Here is a 14,841-nt window from a genome sequence, read left to right as displayed (position 1 = left end):
CCGGCGGTGCGGATCGGGATCAGATCAGGTTCACCTGATTCCCAGGCTGGCGCTGGACACGGCCCGCAAGCTCAAGTTCCAGCACCACGGTCAACACCACCGGAGCGGACAATTGGCACCCGCGGACGAGTTCGTCAATGGCAACCGGTGTGTGACCGAGGTTTTCCAGGATGACGGCGCGCGCCGATTCAAGGTCCGCTTCGGACGGAACGGCGGGGCGGACCTGGGCGAACAGGTCGCCCTGGCGCTCCCGCAGGGTCGGCGGCGACAGGTTGTTCAGCGCCCGCAGCACGTCGTCCACCCCTTCCACCAAGGCCGCCCCCTGACGCAGAAGATTGTTGGTGCCCTGACAGCGCGGGTCGAGCGGTGAGCCGGGAACCGCCATCACCTCCCGCCCCTGTTCCAGCGCCATGCGCGCGGTGATGAGAGAGCCGGAGCGCAGCGCCGCCTCCACCACCAGAACCCCCAGCGACAGGCCGGAGATCAGCCGGTTGCGGCGCGGGAAATGGCGGGCCTGCGGCGTGGTGCCGACCGGGCTTTCGGCCACGATCACGCCCTGCTGCACTATGTCGCGGTAGAGTTTTTCGTTCTCCGGCGGATAGACGACGTCGGCGCCGCCCGCCACCACCGCCGCGGTTCCGCTGCCGAGCGCCCCGGCGTGGGCCGCCGTGTCGATCCCGCGCGCCAGCCCGGAGACGACCAGCAGCCCGGCCTCCCCCAGTTCCCGCGCCAGCCGTTCGGCGAATTTCTTGCCGTTCATCGAGGCGTTGCGCGCCCCGACCAGAGCCACCGCGCGCCGTTGCAGCAGATGCGGATGGCCGAGGACCGACACCGCCGGGGGCGCGTCGTCCAGCGCCGCCATGGCTTCCGGATAGTCGGGCTCGCAGGAGCAGATCAGGCGGGCGCCGATGCGGTCGTTGGCGGCCAGTTCGCGGTCTATGTCCGCCTTCGCCGCGATGCGCAGCGGCTTGGTCCGCCCGCCGCGCCTGGCAAGGTCGGGCAGCGCCTCCAGCGCGGCGCCGGCGCTGCCGAACCGTTCCAGCAGGCGGTGGAAGGTGATCGGCCCGACATTCTCGGTTCGAATGAGTCGGAGCCAGTCGAACCGCTCGGCGGCGGACAGGGTGCGGCGCGGTTGAGTCATGCGCCAATTCATACAACCGGCATCGGGGCGCGATCAACACGCAAACGTGTGCGCCGGCGCTCTTCTCACGGACCCGACATGGTGGTTACTTGCGCCAGAAGCCGAAGAGTCCCTTCTTCTTCGGCGGAGCCTCCGGTTCGGGTGCCGGTTCCGGTTCCGGCTCGTCGTCAAAGGAGAAGGGATCGTCCTCGGCGTCGGCTTTTGCGGTTCCGTCCGGCTCGCTTTCGGCCTTGGGCTCGTCCGGATCGTCGTCGGTGTTGAAGGAGAACGGGTCCTCGTCCGGTTCCGCATCCGTCTTGGCGGGGGCGACCTCGGCCGTTTCCTCCGTTTCGTCATCGTCGAAGCTGAAGGGGTCGCCGTCGTCGTCGGCGCTGTCAGCCGAGTCGGTCGCTTCGGCCGTTTCGTCTTCGGTCTTCTCCTCCGCGTCGTCGGTGTCGAAGCTGAAGGGATCGCCGCCGTCCTCGTCCTCGTCGTCATCGAAGTTGAAGGCGCTGGCGTCACTCCCGCCCGCTTCGTCGTCCTTGGCCTCGTCCTCATCGTCGTCGTCGAAGCTGAAGGCGGAGAAATCCGAGGATTCTTCCTCCTCATCCTCGTCGCCACCGCCGAGGGTCGTGGCGGCAACGGCGACCGCGCTCGCCGCGCTTTGGCCGCGGCGTATTTCCGCCTTGAAGCGCTCTAGCTCCTCGCGGAAGCGGTCCTCGGCCTCGCTCCAGCGCTGGCGCTCCTGGTCGAGTGTGGCGAGCAACTCCTCCTCCCGCACGCGGGCGGCGGCGCGTTCCGTGTCGAGCGCCTGGATCAGTTCCTCCTGGCGCTGGAGAAGCGACTCGTGCCGCGTCTCCATCGCGTCGATGACCTCGCGCACATACTGCTCGAAGGCGCGGAACTGGAGCGCCAGAACGTCATCGTCGGCCGCGGCCGCGGCCGCGCTGGCGGTCGTCTTCGCGGCCTTGGTGGCCTTGGTCGTCCGCGTCCCGCCGGGTGCCGGTGGCGGAGGGGAGGGCGCGGCGGCGGCGGGCAGTGTGCGCGGACCGCCGGGGGTGGCGCCGTCGCCCCCCAGCCAGCGCGACACCAGGATGTAGGAGACTTGCAACTCCTCCGCGATGCGGCGGTAGCTCCAGCCCTGGGCGCGCAGCCGTTCGGCCATGCGCTGGCGATCCGGCTCCTCGCTGGGCGTCGCCGGGCGCGTGGGCAGGGAGGATGTCGGGCCGATCCCCTCTGTGGGGGTCGCGACGACGATCACATCCTTCAGTTTCTGGTCGGCCATCGGGTCTCCGCCGTCCTGCGCGCAGGGCGTTCCTTAACGCGATGTTGGCCGCGTTCGGGGTGCGCTGTCGATCCGGGACGGGTCCCGGTTGAAGCAGTCTGGGCGGGAAACCCGCCGGACCGGGCCAATTCGCGCCGGTCCGGCCCGGTCAGGTCAGTTCCTGGATGTGCTCGACATAGCCGGACAGGGCGGCGATCCCCTGCTCGGTCAGTTCGATGAAGACGCGGCGGCCGTCCTTGTCGTCGGCGATGCGCCGGACCAGCCCGCGGTCGTGCAACTCGGTGATCCGCCGCAGCGCCGTGGTCTGGGCCACGCCGGAGGCCATGCACAGCGACGACACGGAAATCCGCCGCCCGCGCAGATGGTTGGCCATCAGGTCAAGCAGCATGTCCCAGCACGGGTCCTCGAACAGCCCCTTCGGGAAGTACTTGTCGCGGGCGACGCGGGATTGCTGGAGCGTCCTCAACACCGCCAGCCGCCGGTTCTCCCCCGCCGCGGTGGGCGTGGACGATGGCGTGGACGATGGCGTGGCGGGAGCGGGGACGGCGACCGGAGCGGCCGGCGTCGGCTGGCCCTCGCGCAGCGCCTTCACCGCTTCGATGAGGGCGAGCCCGTGGCGGTAGGCGTCCTCCAGCGCCCCATGCAACTCGCCGTTGCCGGCGGGCGGGGGCGGTGCGGGCAGCGGGGCCGCCGCTTGATGGGCGGCCAAAGCGCGGGCGAGCGCGCCGTGAAGCTGGCTGCCGTCCTGCGGGTCGCTGACGAAATCCGCCGCGCGCAGATGCATGGCGCGGACGACGTCCGCCGCCGTGGCGTTCGGCGCGACGACGATGACCTGGAGATGCCGCTGCACGCTCTTGCGCATCCGCTCGACCAGTGCCAGCCCGTCGAAATGGGGCAGGGCCAGTTCCACCGCCACGATGCCGATGCTGCCGTCCGTCTCCAGCGTGTCGAGCGCTGCGATGGGGTCGTGGGTCACGTGGATGCGGTGGCCGTTGCGTTCGAAGGCGTCGTGCATGCCGATGCCCAGCGCGCGATCCGCGCAGGCGATCAGGATGGACGTCGCCGAAACATGAAGGCCGGCGCTGGTTTGGACCGGGCGCACCGGCCATGCCAAGGGTCGCTCCAACTCGATCCGCATCGAAGCCCTTCCCCCCGTTGGGTGCATGGAATGCTGTGCTTAAGGATTACCACGCAAAGCAAACCATCATGGATGCAATCATGGTCCAAAATAGAGCGATCGATAAATGTCTCAAAATTCCGCAAAAATTCGATGGATTAGGCGGAATGGCATAAGACGGCGGAAGTGCGTCGTCGTCTATTCTTGATTTGATAAGTCAAATTCAACGGATTGCCCTTCCCGGTTGCGGTGCGGTGGGCAAAGGTGCGCGTCGGGAGGGGTCGGGCCGGAGCGGAGCCATGTCGCCGGGGTCTTCTCCAGACTGGACCCGTCTCGGAAACGGCGGTGCGGGCGATGCGCGTAAGGTGGCCGCACCCCTTGCCGGCACCGGACCCATGCGCCTGACCCTGACGACCAAGATCATTTTGCTGCTGCAGGTGGCGCTCTGTTTCGCGCTGCTCTCCACCGCGGCGCTCTCCTATCTGAAGATGGAGCGCATGGTGGAGGACACCGTGGCGTCTCGCTTCACCGTCGCCCTGCGCGGGCTGGCGGGGGAGGTCGAAGGCGCCGTCAGCCTCGGCGTGTCGATCACCGCCCTGCGCAATCTCGACGCGCTGATCCAGCGCGCGATGGCGCGGGACGACCGGATCACCGGTCTGGTCCTGTTCACCGACACGGGCGAGGTGCTGGCGGCGGCGGGCCGGGTGGCGGGTCACGGCGGGCCGGCGGGCGCGATCCCCGCCGGCTGGAAGGCGGCCTTCGCCCGGGACGGCAAGTCCGACCGGGTGGCGGCCATCGCCAATGGCGACAGCCAGGCGCTTCTGCTCGGCATCCGCAACGCCTTCGGCGGTGTCGCCGGCGGCGTCGCCCTGACCTATTCGCTGGGCGAGGTGCAGGCGGGCATCCGCGGCACCATCCCGGACCTTCTGCTGTCCGGCGGCATCAATCTGGTGACCGGGCTTCTCGTCACCATGGTCGCGGTCTGGCTGCTGCTGCGCCCGATCCAGCGGCGGCTGCGCGAGATGACCGTCAGCATCAACCAGCTGGGCATGGGGGAGCCGCCCAACCTGACCCCGGAGCTGGTGGCCTTCGCCCCTGGCCTGAAGGACTTCGCCGACCGCATCCTGGAACAGCAGCAGCACGGCGCGGAGGAGGACCATCCCCAGCCCGCCGGTCCGGCGGCGGAAGCCGCGCGCCCGGCGGGAGTCACGCCATGAAGCTGTCCTTCATCCGCCGCCTGAACTGGATGCTGACGGGCGTCGTGTCCGTCCTGATGCTGGTCAGCCTCGCCGTCCAGACCAACCACGTCAACACGCTGTTCCGCCCGCTGATCGAGCCGGAACTGGCCCGCAAGGCCGAGGTCGTCGGGTCCTATGTGGTGGCGCAGATCGACCGCGCGGTGGCGCTGGGCTTCGAGCTGGACAAGCTGGTCGGGGTGGACGAGCTGCTGTCCGACGCGCTGGCCGCCAACCCGGACGTCAAGTATCTGGCGCTGGAGATCGGCGGGCGCCTTTATGCCTTCTCCGGGACCGAGGAAGCGCGGTCCGGCAGCCGCCTGACCGTGGCCGACGCCGCGCCGGAGGGCGAGGCCCCGCAATTCCTCGACACCGTCCTGCCGCTGGAGGGCGACGGGGAGGCGCGGCTGCATGTCGGCGTCGATTCCGGCTATGTCCGCTCCGCCATGAACGAGGTGGTGTTCGACCTCGGCTCCGTGCTGATCGTCGCCATCCTGCTCAACATCGAGATTCTGCTGCTGGTCGTCGGCTCCTCCGTCGCGGCGCCGCTGCGCCGGGTGACGGCGGTGATGAAGCAGGCCGCGGACGGGCATCTCGGCGTGCGCGTCGCCCTGCGCAACCGCGACGAGGTGGGCGAGCTGTCGCGCGCCGTCGACTGGGCGCTGGACAGCGTGCAGCACAAGGCCGACATGACCGCCTCCGAGCAGGCCATGACCAAGATCGGCATGATGCAGCGGGTGGTGGAGCTGCGCTTCGCCATCTTCATCTTTTCCCTGGCGGAGGAGCTGACCCGCACCTTCCTGTCCGTCTACATCAAGCAGCTGTTCGAGCCGGTGCCCGGCCTGTCGATGGAGATGGTCATCGGCGCGCCGATCGCCCTGTTCATGCTGCTCTGGGCGGTCAGCCAGCCGATCGCCGGCAGCGTGTCGGAACGGCGCGGGCGGCGCGCCGTGTTCCTCGGCGGGGCGCTGCTGTCCTTCGTCGGTCTGGTCGGCTCCGGCCTCGCCACCGACCTCATCCAGCTCATCGTCGCGCGCTGCCTGACCGCCATCGGCTACGCCAGCGTCTTCATCGCCGCTCAGGGCTTCGTCATCGATGCCACCGACCCCAAGCAGCGCGCCCAGGCCATCGCCATGTACGCCGGCGGCATCCTCAGCGCCGGCGTCTGCGGCCCGGCCATCGGCGGCGTGATCGCCGGGCAGGTGGGCTTCCGCACGACCTTCCTGATCTCCGCCGGGCTGGCGCTGCTGGCCGCCTTCATGGCGTGGCAGGTGCTGCCGCGGGTGCGCGCGGCCCAGGCCAAATCCAGCCGCGGCCTGCGTCTGGCCGACGCCGTACTGTGCCTGCGCAACCCGCGCTTCGTCGGGCTGGCCGTCTTCAGCGCGGTCCCGGCCAAGCTGGGGCTGACGGCCCTGCTGTTCTTCCTGCTGCCGCTGGCGCTGGACGACCAGGGGGTCAGCCAGTCCTGGATCGGGCGCGTGCTGCTGCTCTACTGGCTGCTGATGATCGTGGTGTCGCCGATGGCCGCGAAGCTGTCGGACCGCTCGGGCCAGCGCATCGGCTTCCTGGTGGCGGGCGGGCTGGTCGCCGCCGGAGCGGCCTGGGTGCTGTCGATGCCGGGGTCGCTCGGCACGGCTCTGGCCGGCGTCGCCCTGCTGGGGGTGGCGCACGCCATGCTCGGCGCGCCGCAGCTCGCCATGCTCGCCGACGTCTGCGTCAAGGAGCGGGCGGCGCTGGGCGAGACCACGGTGATCGGCATGTTCCGCCTGATCGAGCGGCTGGGCTCCGTCGTCGCGCCCTTCCTGGCCGGACTGTTCCTGGCCCATTACGGCTACGCCGGGGCGTTGAAGGGCATCGGCGCGGTGCTGGCGGCCTGCGTCGCCGTGCAGTTGCTGCTGAGCGCCCTGTTCCGCCCGCGCCCGCCCGCCGATTTCCCGCAGAGGACCCCCGCATGAGCCTGTCCCGCCGCACCGTCCTGACGGGAGCCCTCACCGCCGGAGCGCTGGCCGCGGGCGGCGTCCCGGCCCTTGCGCAGCCATCCTTCGGTCCGACGGCCAGGACCTTCACCGCCGCCAAGCCGGCGCGCATCGTCGTGCTGACCCCGCGCAAGGATGTGGGCGACGTGCTGGGCCTGCGCGACTTCATCGCGTCGAGCGGCCTGTCCGCCACGGTGGAGGTGCGCGAGGTGCCGCAGGCCTCCGCCATGCCGGCGCTGCTGCCGGAGATCCGGGCGTCCAAGCCCGATCTGGTGGTGACGGTCTTCACCCCGCTGACGTTGGGAACGGTCGGGCGCTACGACGATCCGGACCCGTCGCGCTTCCTGACCGACGTGCCGGTGGTCTTCACCTCGGTCACCGACCCGGTGGCCTCGCGGGTGGTGCGCGCGCTCGACCGTCCGGGGCGGGCGGTCACCGGCACGCGGCACATCGCTCCGGTCGCGGTGCAGATGAAGACGATGCTGTCCTACCGGCGCTGGAAGAAGATCGCCGCGGTCTACAACCCGGCCGAGGACAACATGGTCGTCGCCGTGCGCGATCTGAAGGAGGAGGCCGCCCGCCAGGGGGTGGAGATCCACGACGCCGCGCTGCCGCGCGACGCCTCCGGCGCGCCGGTCGCCGCCGCCATCCCCGACCTGATCGCCGACGCGGCGCGCGCCGGATCGGAGCTGGTCTACATCGGGCCGGACACGCTGGTCGCCTCCAACAACAACGCGGTGGTGGCGGAGCAGGCGCTGGCCCACCGGCTGGCCACCTTCTGCTCCACCGAACTCCCGATCCGCCGGGCCAACCTGCTGATGGGGCTGGTCAGCCCGGCCGTCAACGTCGGGCGCTTCGCCGGGCTGAAGGCGGTGGAGATCCTGACCGGGGCCAAGCCCGCCGACGGCATTCCGGTGGAGACGCTGAACCGCTTCTCCCTGCTGCTGCGCATCGGGGCGGCCAAGCAACTGGACCTCTACCCGCCGATGCGCCTGCTCAACATCGCCGAAATCGTCCAGGACGCCTGACATGACGGTCCTCTTATCCCCCGAACAGACGGTCCACACGGGCATGCTGCGCGTCCGGCGCGGCGAGCCGGTCTGCGTTCCCTACCGCATCCGCTTCCTCGGCCCCGCCGACCTGCCGGCGCTGGAGGCGTTCCGCGGCTACATCTTCGGGCAGCTGCCGGACATCGATGCCTATTTCCCCGAAACGCCGGAGTTCGCCGGGCTGCATCTGGGCGAGCGCGGCGTGACGCTGGGGCTGGAGGCCGAGGGGCGGCTGATCGGCTGCGCCATCCTGGGCCTGCCGCAGCCGGGCATGCCAGCCTTCGTGGACGACCTGCCGCACGCCCGTCCCGCCGTGACCGCCACCGCCCACATGGCGAGCTGCATGGTCCATCCGGACTTCCGCGGCAACGGGCTGCAACGGCTGCTGGTGACGCTGCGCACGCTCCACGCGCTGGGGGCTGGGCGCCCGCACCTGTTCTCGCGTGTCGCCCTGTCCAACCCGCGCAGCCTGTCGAACCTGCTGGCCGGCGGCTTCCTGGTGCGGCGGGTGCTGGTCATGCACGCCAGCGGCCGGCTGCGCTACCTGCTGCACCGTGATCTGGGCGCGGCGCCGCCCACCTGGGTGCCGGGCAGCGAGCGCGTCTTCGCCGTGCCGGAGTTGGACGAGCAAAGGGCAGTGATCGAGGCCGGCTGGGTCGGGCGGTCGGTGGAGTTGGACGGTCCCGTGCCTCTGGTCACCTACGCGCGCCCGCAGGAGGCTCCCCAACCGCTGCCGCGGGACACCGCGCTGGAGGTCACGTCATGAGCCCTCCGCTCAAGACGGCGGTCGTCATCGACCCCTATTCCACCGGCATCCTTCTGGCGCCGCGCCTGCGCGCGCGGGGCTACGAGGTGGTCGCGGTGCAGAGCCGCCCCGACCTCGCCCCGTCGCTGCTGCGCAGCTACCAGCCCGACGACTTCGCGGCGCACATCCTCCACGACGGCGACCTCGACGCGCTGGCGAGGACGCTGCGCCCGCTGGCCCCGGCCTTCATCCTGCCGGGCAACGAGTCCGCGGTGGAACTGACCGACGCGCTGGGCGCCGTCCTTGGCACGCCGGGCAACAGCCCGAAGCTGACCGCCGCGCGCCGCAACAAGTTCATGATGATCGAGCGGCTGGCCGCCGCCGGCCTGCTGACCGCCCGCCAGACCATGGCGACCGGCGCCGCGGAGGCGGTTGAGTGGGCGGCGCAGGCGGGCTGGCCCGTGGTGGCGAAGCCGATGGCCAGCGCCTCCACCGACCATGTCTATTTCTGCGACACCCCCGCGCAGCTCCGCGCCGCCGTCGACGCCATCCTGGGCAGCCGCGACTTCTGCGGCTCGGCCAACGAGCGGGTGCTGGTGCAGACCTATCTCGACGGGCTCGAATACGTCGTCAACACGGTCAGCCGCGGCGGGCGCCACTATGTCTGCGACGTGCTGCTGTCGGCCAAGCGGGCGCTGAACGGGTCGCCCTTCGTCTACGACTATTACCGTCTGCTGCCGCCGGAGGAGCCGGTGGCGCAGGCGCTGATGGCCTACATCCGCCGGGTCCTCGACGCGCTGGAGATCACCGACGGCGCCGGCCATGCCGAGGTGCGGATGACCGCCCGCGGGCCGGCGCTGGTGGAAATCGCGGCGCGTGCCATGGGGCCGGCCGGCTCCACCACCGGCATCGCGGCGGGCACCGGGCACGATCAGGTCGATCTGCTGGTCGATGCCTTCGACGGGGCGGCGGCGGTCGGGCCGCTGCTCGACGGCCATTACCGGTTCCAGGCCGACGCGATGGTCCTCTATCTGCCGATGCTGGTGTCGGGCCGGGTGGAGGCGTTGCCGGACCTCTCCATTCTGGACGGGATGGCCAGTGTGCGCGGCTATGGCCTCGTGCCACGGGTTGGGGACGAGGTGGTGCCGACGCTCGATCTGACGCAGGTGCTGGCGAAAATCTACTTGGCGCATCCGGACCGCGCCGTCTTCGAGCGCGACTGGGCCGCCATCCGCTCCCTGGAGGATCGCCTCCAGCCGACCGTCGCGTAGCGTCGGAGCGGGCGGGCGGCGATGGCGCATGTCCCTTACGAGCAGCGCTGGGCCGCGGCCCGCAAGCGCTTCGAGGCTGCAACGGCGAAGCATCGGCCGAAGGACGCCAAGGCGGTCGCCGCCGCGCTGAACGGCGATGTCGCGCTGGTCAAGGCGCTGAAAGCCGGCGACTCCGTCCACCGCGCCGCCACCGCCGGTGACGAGGCCGCGAAGGATCTCGTTGCCGCCGGGAAGGACGCCGCGAAGGCGCGCAAGGCCTATCTGGCTGCGCTCGACAAGGCCCTGGACGAGGATACGGCGAGCCGTGGCGACAAGGCCGCGGCGGCGGCCTGCGAGCGGGCGATGAAGGCGCTCGCCAAGGACCTCGCCGAGTTGGAGGCGGACATCGGCGCGGATGCCGACCGCTTCAAAGCGCAGGCCGCCCAGGCCGAGAAGGACGCCGCCTCGTCGGAGCGCGCGCAGAAGCGGTGGGAGGCGAACATAAACGGCGCGCTGGCCCGGGCCGCCGCCGGGGTCGCCAAGGTGCGCGCCAAGCCAACGCCGGACACCTACAACGAGCTGTTCCCGGCGCTGGCCCGCGATCTCGCCACCCAGCTCGCCGCGGCGAAGGCGCTGGACGGGCTGCGCGCCGATCCGGACTTCTACCGCCGCAAGCTCGCCCCATGGGCCGGGTCGGGAGGCGACGGGCCGCCGATGCGCGTGCCGCCCGACTACACCGCCCGCCAGATCACCGACCTCATCAAGGAGTTCGCCACCGTCTGCAAGGGCGTGGTGCAGCTGGTGAGCGGCCGCTGAAACGAGGCGGGGAGCGAAGCCGCCGTTTTGGACCCATTCGGTTCCGGTAGTGGTGGGAGAGGAGCAATCGCCGATTCCGAGGGGCGCGCCCGCCTCCTACCATGCGGACCGATAGGGTGAATGTTTGGTTAAGCGGAGGAGATGAGACATGGGTGGTCCCCTGAAGCGCATCGACATCCCGGACATCCTGACCCAGAAGGACTGGGACAAGAAGAAGGGCGCCATCGCCAAGATCGCCGGCAAGACCGGCGTCGGCGACGCGATGAAGGCGGTGGACAAGGCGCACGGCGCCATCGACTGGAAGAAGCTGAGCGTGTCGGTGAACGCCCCCAGCAACGCCACGCTGGACGATCTCGACTCGCTGCTGGACGAGGCGCGGGCGGAGTACAAGCGCTCGGTCGAGCCGCTGCGCACCCAGCTCCAGAAGCTCCGCGATCTGGCCGAGGCGACGGCGAAGAGGTTCAAGTCGAACAAGCTGATCCCGAAGGACTCCGCCGCCCACGCGGAGAAGGTGGCCAAGACCGCCGATCAGCTCTTCGTCGCCTTCAACCAGTCCTCGCTCGGCGACAAGATCGTCGATGACTACGAGGGCATGAAGGACGCCATCGAGAAGGCCGACAAGGTGCGCGCCAAGGGGCGGGAGATTCTCGAAAAATACATGCTGTCCCTGGCGAAGAAGCTGAAGACGGCGAAGACGGTGAGCGATTACCAGGACCTGTGGAAGGAGGACATCCGCGGCGTCGGCACCCAGCTGCCGAAGATGCCGGAACTCAAGGCTTTCCTGAAGGATTGGCGCAACATCTCCTCCCAGGATGGCATCCCGGAGACCGACGAGGACGTGAAGAGCCGCTGCAAGGAGGTGATGGCCGTGCTCGCCCGCATGGACAAGCAGATGAAGGCGATGGCCTGACCGCGTTCAGCGCCACGGCCCATCGGGTGCCATCGGCTGCAAGGGTTGGAAGCGTCCGGAAATTCGCCTGTGATCGGGCGGTTCCGGGCGCTCTGCCTATTAGCGATCTCTGTTGAAATCGCCACGTTCGGTGGTCTGCGCCAAGTATGGGCTATATCCTCGATTGAGAGGTTAAAGCCACATTTTCTATAGGATTTACGATTGATGAAGCTTGTTGCGAATTTCTGAGTCGTTGTTGCGCCGATGGCCGATTATACTTCGCAGCGTGGCCGGTTTCGGTTTCATGGGGTTTCGGCTTTAAATGCCTGGGTGCATCGGTATTTCAGCAACGGCCGTTTTGCGATACCTCTCATGATGGGATTGGCTGGGCGCCATTCGACCTGCGGGTCGGGCCGCGGCCTGTACCATGCGCCTGTCGAAGGAACTGTGCCCCGGTGCCACTGCCGCCTGCCGTCATGCCGTCCGTAACCGCCATTTTTGCTTGTGCCGCCCGACGGCTGGGCGCGGTTCTGCTCCTCGCTTTTCTTTGCACCGCTCCGGGCAGCGTTCCGGCCCTGGCCACCGCCCTGCCGCAGGCGGAACGCGGCGTGCTCGACCTGCGCGGCTGGTACGCCGACCTCGACGGGCCGGTGTCGCTGGACGGCGAATGGCTGGTGTCCTGGGACCGTCTGGCCGGCGAGGAAACCCTGAATCCCTTGCCGGAGCCGGATGGGGCGCTCTGGACCCCCTTCGCCCTGCCGGCGATCTGGAACGGCGCCGAGCGCCCGGGCGGTCGGAAGATGGACGGGTTTGGCGCCGCCACCTTCCGCCTGAAGATCCTGTTGCCGCCCGGCATGCCGCCGCTGACGCTGAAGATGCCGCCGGTCAATTCCGCCATGCGGGTGTGGGTCGACGGCCGCTCGGTCGCCGCCGCCGGCGTTCCGGCCCTGGCCGCCGCGCAGGAGCAGTCCTCCTCCGTCTCGCGCTTCGTCACGCTGCATGGCGGACAGCGGGTGATCGAACTGGCGGTGGAGGTGTCCAACCACTTCCATTTCGAGGGCGGGATCGGGCGCACGATCTATCTCGACGCCAACGGCGGGCTGTCGCGGTTGTGGCAGCGGCAGCTGATGACCAACGCCGGGGCGTTGATGTCGTTGTCCCTGATGGCGCTGTTCATCGGCGCCTTCCTGCGCCGGCGCCTGTCGGCGGCCCCGCTGTTCCTGGTCATGCTGCTGGCCGCCTGCGCCATGCGGCTGATCTGCACCAGCGAATTGCTGCGCGTCTTCTTTCCCGGCGTGTCGGAGGTCTGGGCCTATCGGCTGGAATATCTGCCGATCTACATGTTCTACCCGATCTACTTCCACCTGCTGCGCGAGCTGTTTCCCGGATGCCTGCATCGCGGGGTGGGGCGCGCCATGATGGCGGTGGCCGTGCCCGGCATGTTCCTGGTGCTCGTGACCGAGCCGGCGCAATTCACCCGGATGCGCGACGTGGCGAGCCTGCTGCTGGTGCTGTCGGCCCTGTACTTCGCGTGGCGTCTCGCCGTGGCCGCTCTGCGCCGCCATTCCGGCGCGCTCCTGCTGGGGGCGGGGGCGCTGGCCTTCCTGGGGTCGGTGGTGCACGACGCGCTGATGTACGCGCATTTCTTCGAGAGCATCGACCTCGTTCCCTACGGCGCGCTGCTGTTCCTGTTCAGCCACGCGCTGGTGCTGGGGCGGCGGGTGGAAACGGCCTTCCTCAACGAACGCCGGCTGTCGCAGGAACTGGCCGCCCTCAACGAGGGACTGGAGCGCCAGATCGCCGAGCGCACCCGCGCCCTGTCCGACAAGTCCGCGACGCTGGAACGCTTCCTCGCCAACCTCAGCCACGAGGTCCGGACCCCGCTGAACGCCGTCTTGGGCATGGTGCGGGTGATCCGCCGCGAGGGACCGACCGACCAGATGGACGAGCGGCTGCGGGTCGCGGACGGGGCGGGTCGGCATCTCGTCTCCATGCTCGACACCATCCTCGATCTGTCGCGGCTGGAGGCGGGCCGGATGGAACTGCACCCCCAGCCCACCGACGTGGTCGCGCTGGTCGAGGACGCCGTGGCGCTGATGCGCGCGGGCGCCGAGGAGAAGGGGCTCGCCCTGTCCCTGACGGTCAGCGGGCTGGGGGCCGCGCGTTTTTGGATCGATCCATTACGCTTGCGCCAGATCGTTCTGAACCTGCTGAGCAACGCCGTGAAATTCACCGAATCTGGCGGGGTGGAGGTGTCGCTGACCGCGAAGCCGGCGCCGTCGGATGCGGCCGGCGGGACGGTCGTTCTGTGCCTGACCGTGGCGGACAGCGGGCCCGGCGTGCCGCGGGCGGCGCAGGCCATCATCTTCGAGCCCTTTCATCGCCTGGAAGGAACCCGCCTGGAAGGCAACCGCCGTGACGGCGCCGGCCTGGGTCTCGCCATCGTCAACGGACTTGTCCGGCTGATGGGCGGCGACGTCTGCCTGGAAGGCCGGGCGGGCGGCGGCTCCCTTTTCACGGTCTCGCTGCCGACCCGCCCGTTGCCGGTGGCCGATCCGTCGCCGGGCCGCTCCGCTCCCATGCCGGTGCCGGGGAGCCTGGACATCCTGGTGGTGGAGGACGCGCCCGAGAACCAGGCCATCCTTCGCGAGTATCTGGCGCCCGGCGGCCACCGCGCCGTCTATGTGGAGAGCGGGGAGGAGGCCCTGACGGTTCTGGCAACCAGGGCTGTGGACGTCGTCCTGCTCGACATGCGGCTGCCGGGCATCGACGGGGTGGAGGTGACGCGGCGCATCCGCGCGTTGCCGGACGCCGAGCGGGCGCTGGTGCCGGTGATCGCGGTGACCGCCAACAGCTCGCCGGAAGACCGGGCGGACTATTTGGAGGCCGGCGTGGACGAGGTGGTGGCGAAGCCGGTGGACCCCGACGCGCTCCAGGACGCGCTCGCCCGCCACGCGCCATCCGGTTCCTGCGCGCCCGCTCCACCTTTGGCGGTTCAGGGGGGGGCGCTCACCGCAGGACCCGCCACCGGCGGGCTGTCGACCGCCGACCGGGCGCGGCTGATGGACCGCTTCGCACAGGCCTGCCGGGACGTGCTGGCGGTTCTCGACGATGCGGACTCGCCGCCCCGGCGGGTCGTCGACGCGGCCCACCGCATGAAGGGCAGCGGCGGCACCTATGGCTTTCCGGAGGTGAGCGCCGCGGCGCGGGCGCTGGAGCGGACGGCGCAGGCCGTCGAAAGCGGGAGCGGGGGGGCCGCTTCCATGCAGGGGGACGCGGCGGCGCTGCGGGACCGGCTTCACGCCGCCCTGCACGCCATCGAAAAGGGGGAGGCGGGGCTGACATGACGGCGACTGGGA

At 69.9% G+C, this 14,841-nt stretch carries 11 protein-coding genes; 8 read left to right on the top strand and 3 right to left on the bottom strand.

Going from position 1 to position 14,841, the window contains the following annotated elements; genetic code table 11:
* Positions 1-19: 19 nt before the first annotated feature.
* The 3 genes from dprA to Sp245p_RS17170 all read right to left on the bottom strand — a co-directional run bounded on the left by dprA (position 20) and on the right by Sp245p_RS17170 (position 3,519).
* Complete coding sequence (gene dprA, locus Sp245p_RS17180) at positions 20-1,141, bottom strand: DNA-processing protein DprA (RefSeq protein ID WP_014197382.1); 1,122 nt, start codon at positions 1,139-1,141, stop codon at positions 20-22.
* A gap of 85 nt (positions 1,142-1,226) precedes the next feature.
* Positions 1,227-2,405, bottom strand: a complete 1,179-nt coding sequence (locus Sp245p_RS17175) for a helix-turn-helix domain-containing protein (protein WP_014197381.1) — start codon at positions 2,403-2,405, stop codon at positions 1,227-1,229.
* Between the two features lie 148 nt (positions 2,406-2,553).
* A complete protein-coding gene (locus Sp245p_RS17170; RefSeq protein ID WP_246119788.1) occupies positions 2,554-3,519 on the bottom strand; it encodes a response regulator transcription factor in 966 nt (321 codons plus the stop codon).
* A 368-nt stretch (positions 3,520-3,887) separates the two neighbouring features.
* On the opposite strand from Sp245p_RS17170, the gene Sp245p_RS17165 reads away from it, so the two are divergent.
* From Sp245p_RS17165 to Sp245p_RS17130, 8 genes are all read left to right on the top strand, one after another.
* Positions 3,888-4,739 (top strand): hypothetical protein, encoded by an 852-nt coding sequence (locus Sp245p_RS17165; protein ID WP_186466507.1) that lies wholly within the window; start codon positions 3,888-3,890, stop codon positions 4,737-4,739.
* Positions 4,736-6,712 (top strand): MFS transporter, encoded by a 1,977-nt coding sequence (locus tag Sp245p_RS17160; protein ID WP_014197378.1) that lies wholly within the window; start codon positions 4,736-4,738, stop codon positions 6,710-6,712. Before Sp245p_RS17165 ends, Sp245p_RS17160 begins: the two co-directional genes overlap by 4 nt.
* A complete protein-coding gene (locus Sp245p_RS17155; RefSeq protein WP_014197377.1) occupies positions 6,709-7,761 on the top strand; it encodes an ABC transporter substrate binding protein in 1,053 nt (350 codons plus the stop codon). Before Sp245p_RS17160 ends, Sp245p_RS17155 begins: the two co-directional genes overlap by 4 nt.
* A gap of 1 nt (position 7,762) precedes the next feature.
* The gene (locus tag Sp245p_RS17150) at positions 7,763-8,548 is read left to right on the top strand and encodes a GNAT family N-acetyltransferase (RefSeq protein WP_109138703.1); all 786 of its coding nucleotides are present in this window, start codon (positions 7,763-7,765) and stop codon (positions 8,546-8,548) included.
* Complete coding sequence (locus tag Sp245p_RS17145; RefSeq protein ID WP_109138702.1) at positions 8,545-9,798, top strand: ATP-grasp domain-containing protein; 1,254 nt, start codon at positions 8,545-8,547, stop codon at positions 9,796-9,798. Before Sp245p_RS17150 ends, Sp245p_RS17145 begins: the two co-directional genes overlap by 4 nt.
* 21 nt (positions 9,799-9,819) lie before the next feature.
* A complete protein-coding gene (locus Sp245p_RS17140) occupies positions 9,820-10,593 on the top strand; it encodes a hypothetical protein (RefSeq protein ID WP_014197375.1) in 774 nt (257 codons plus the stop codon).
* A 148-nt stretch (positions 10,594-10,741) separates the two neighbouring features.
* Positions 10,742-11,503, top strand: a complete 762-nt coding sequence (locus Sp245p_RS17135) for a hypothetical protein (RefSeq protein ID WP_014197374.1) — start codon at positions 10,742-10,744, stop codon at positions 11,501-11,503.
* Between the two features lie 434 nt (positions 11,504-11,937).
* Positions 11,938-14,829: a response regulator gene (locus tag Sp245p_RS17130; protein ID WP_014197372.1), complete on the top strand. Its 2,892-nt coding sequence runs from the start codon at positions 11,938-11,940 to the stop codon at positions 14,827-14,829.
* Positions 14,830-14,841: the final 12 nt, after the last annotated feature.

Origin of the sequence: Azospirillum baldaniorum (assembly GCF_003119195.2) — a bacterium.
GTDB lineage: Bacteria > Pseudomonadota > Alphaproteobacteria > Azospirillales > Azospirillaceae > Azospirillum > Azospirillum baldaniorum.
This window is presented reverse-complemented; position numbering and strand designations above follow the sequence as displayed.

Coding starts and splice junctions, on each gene's coding strand:
- dprA (WP_014197382.1), bottom strand. CDS start 1,141: ATGACTCAACCGCGCCGCACCCTGTCCGCCGCCGAGCGGTTCGACTGG.
- Sp245p_RS17175 (WP_014197381.1), bottom strand. CDS start 2,405: ATGGCCGACCAGAAACTGAAGGATGTGATCGTCGTCGCGACCCCCACA.
- Sp245p_RS17160 (WP_014197378.1), top strand. CDS start 4,736: ATGAAGCTGTCCTTCATCCGCCGCCTGAACTGGATGCTGACGGGCGTC.
- Sp245p_RS17155 (WP_014197377.1), top strand. CDS start 6,709: ATGAGCCTGTCCCGCCGCACCGTCCTGACGGGAGCCCTCACCGCCGGA.
- Sp245p_RS17150 (WP_109138703.1), top strand. CDS start 7,763: ATGACGGTCCTCTTATCCCCCGAACAGACGGTCCACACGGGCATGCTG.
- Sp245p_RS17145 (WP_109138702.1), top strand. CDS start 8,545: ATGAGCCCTCCGCTCAAGACGGCGGTCGTCATCGACCCCTATTCCACC.
- Sp245p_RS17140 (WP_014197375.1), top strand. CDS start 9,820: ATGGCGCATGTCCCTTACGAGCAGCGCTGGGCCGCGGCCCGCAAGCGC.
- Sp245p_RS17135 (WP_014197374.1), top strand. CDS start 10,742: ATGGGTGGTCCCCTGAAGCGCATCGACATCCCGGACATCCTGACCCAG.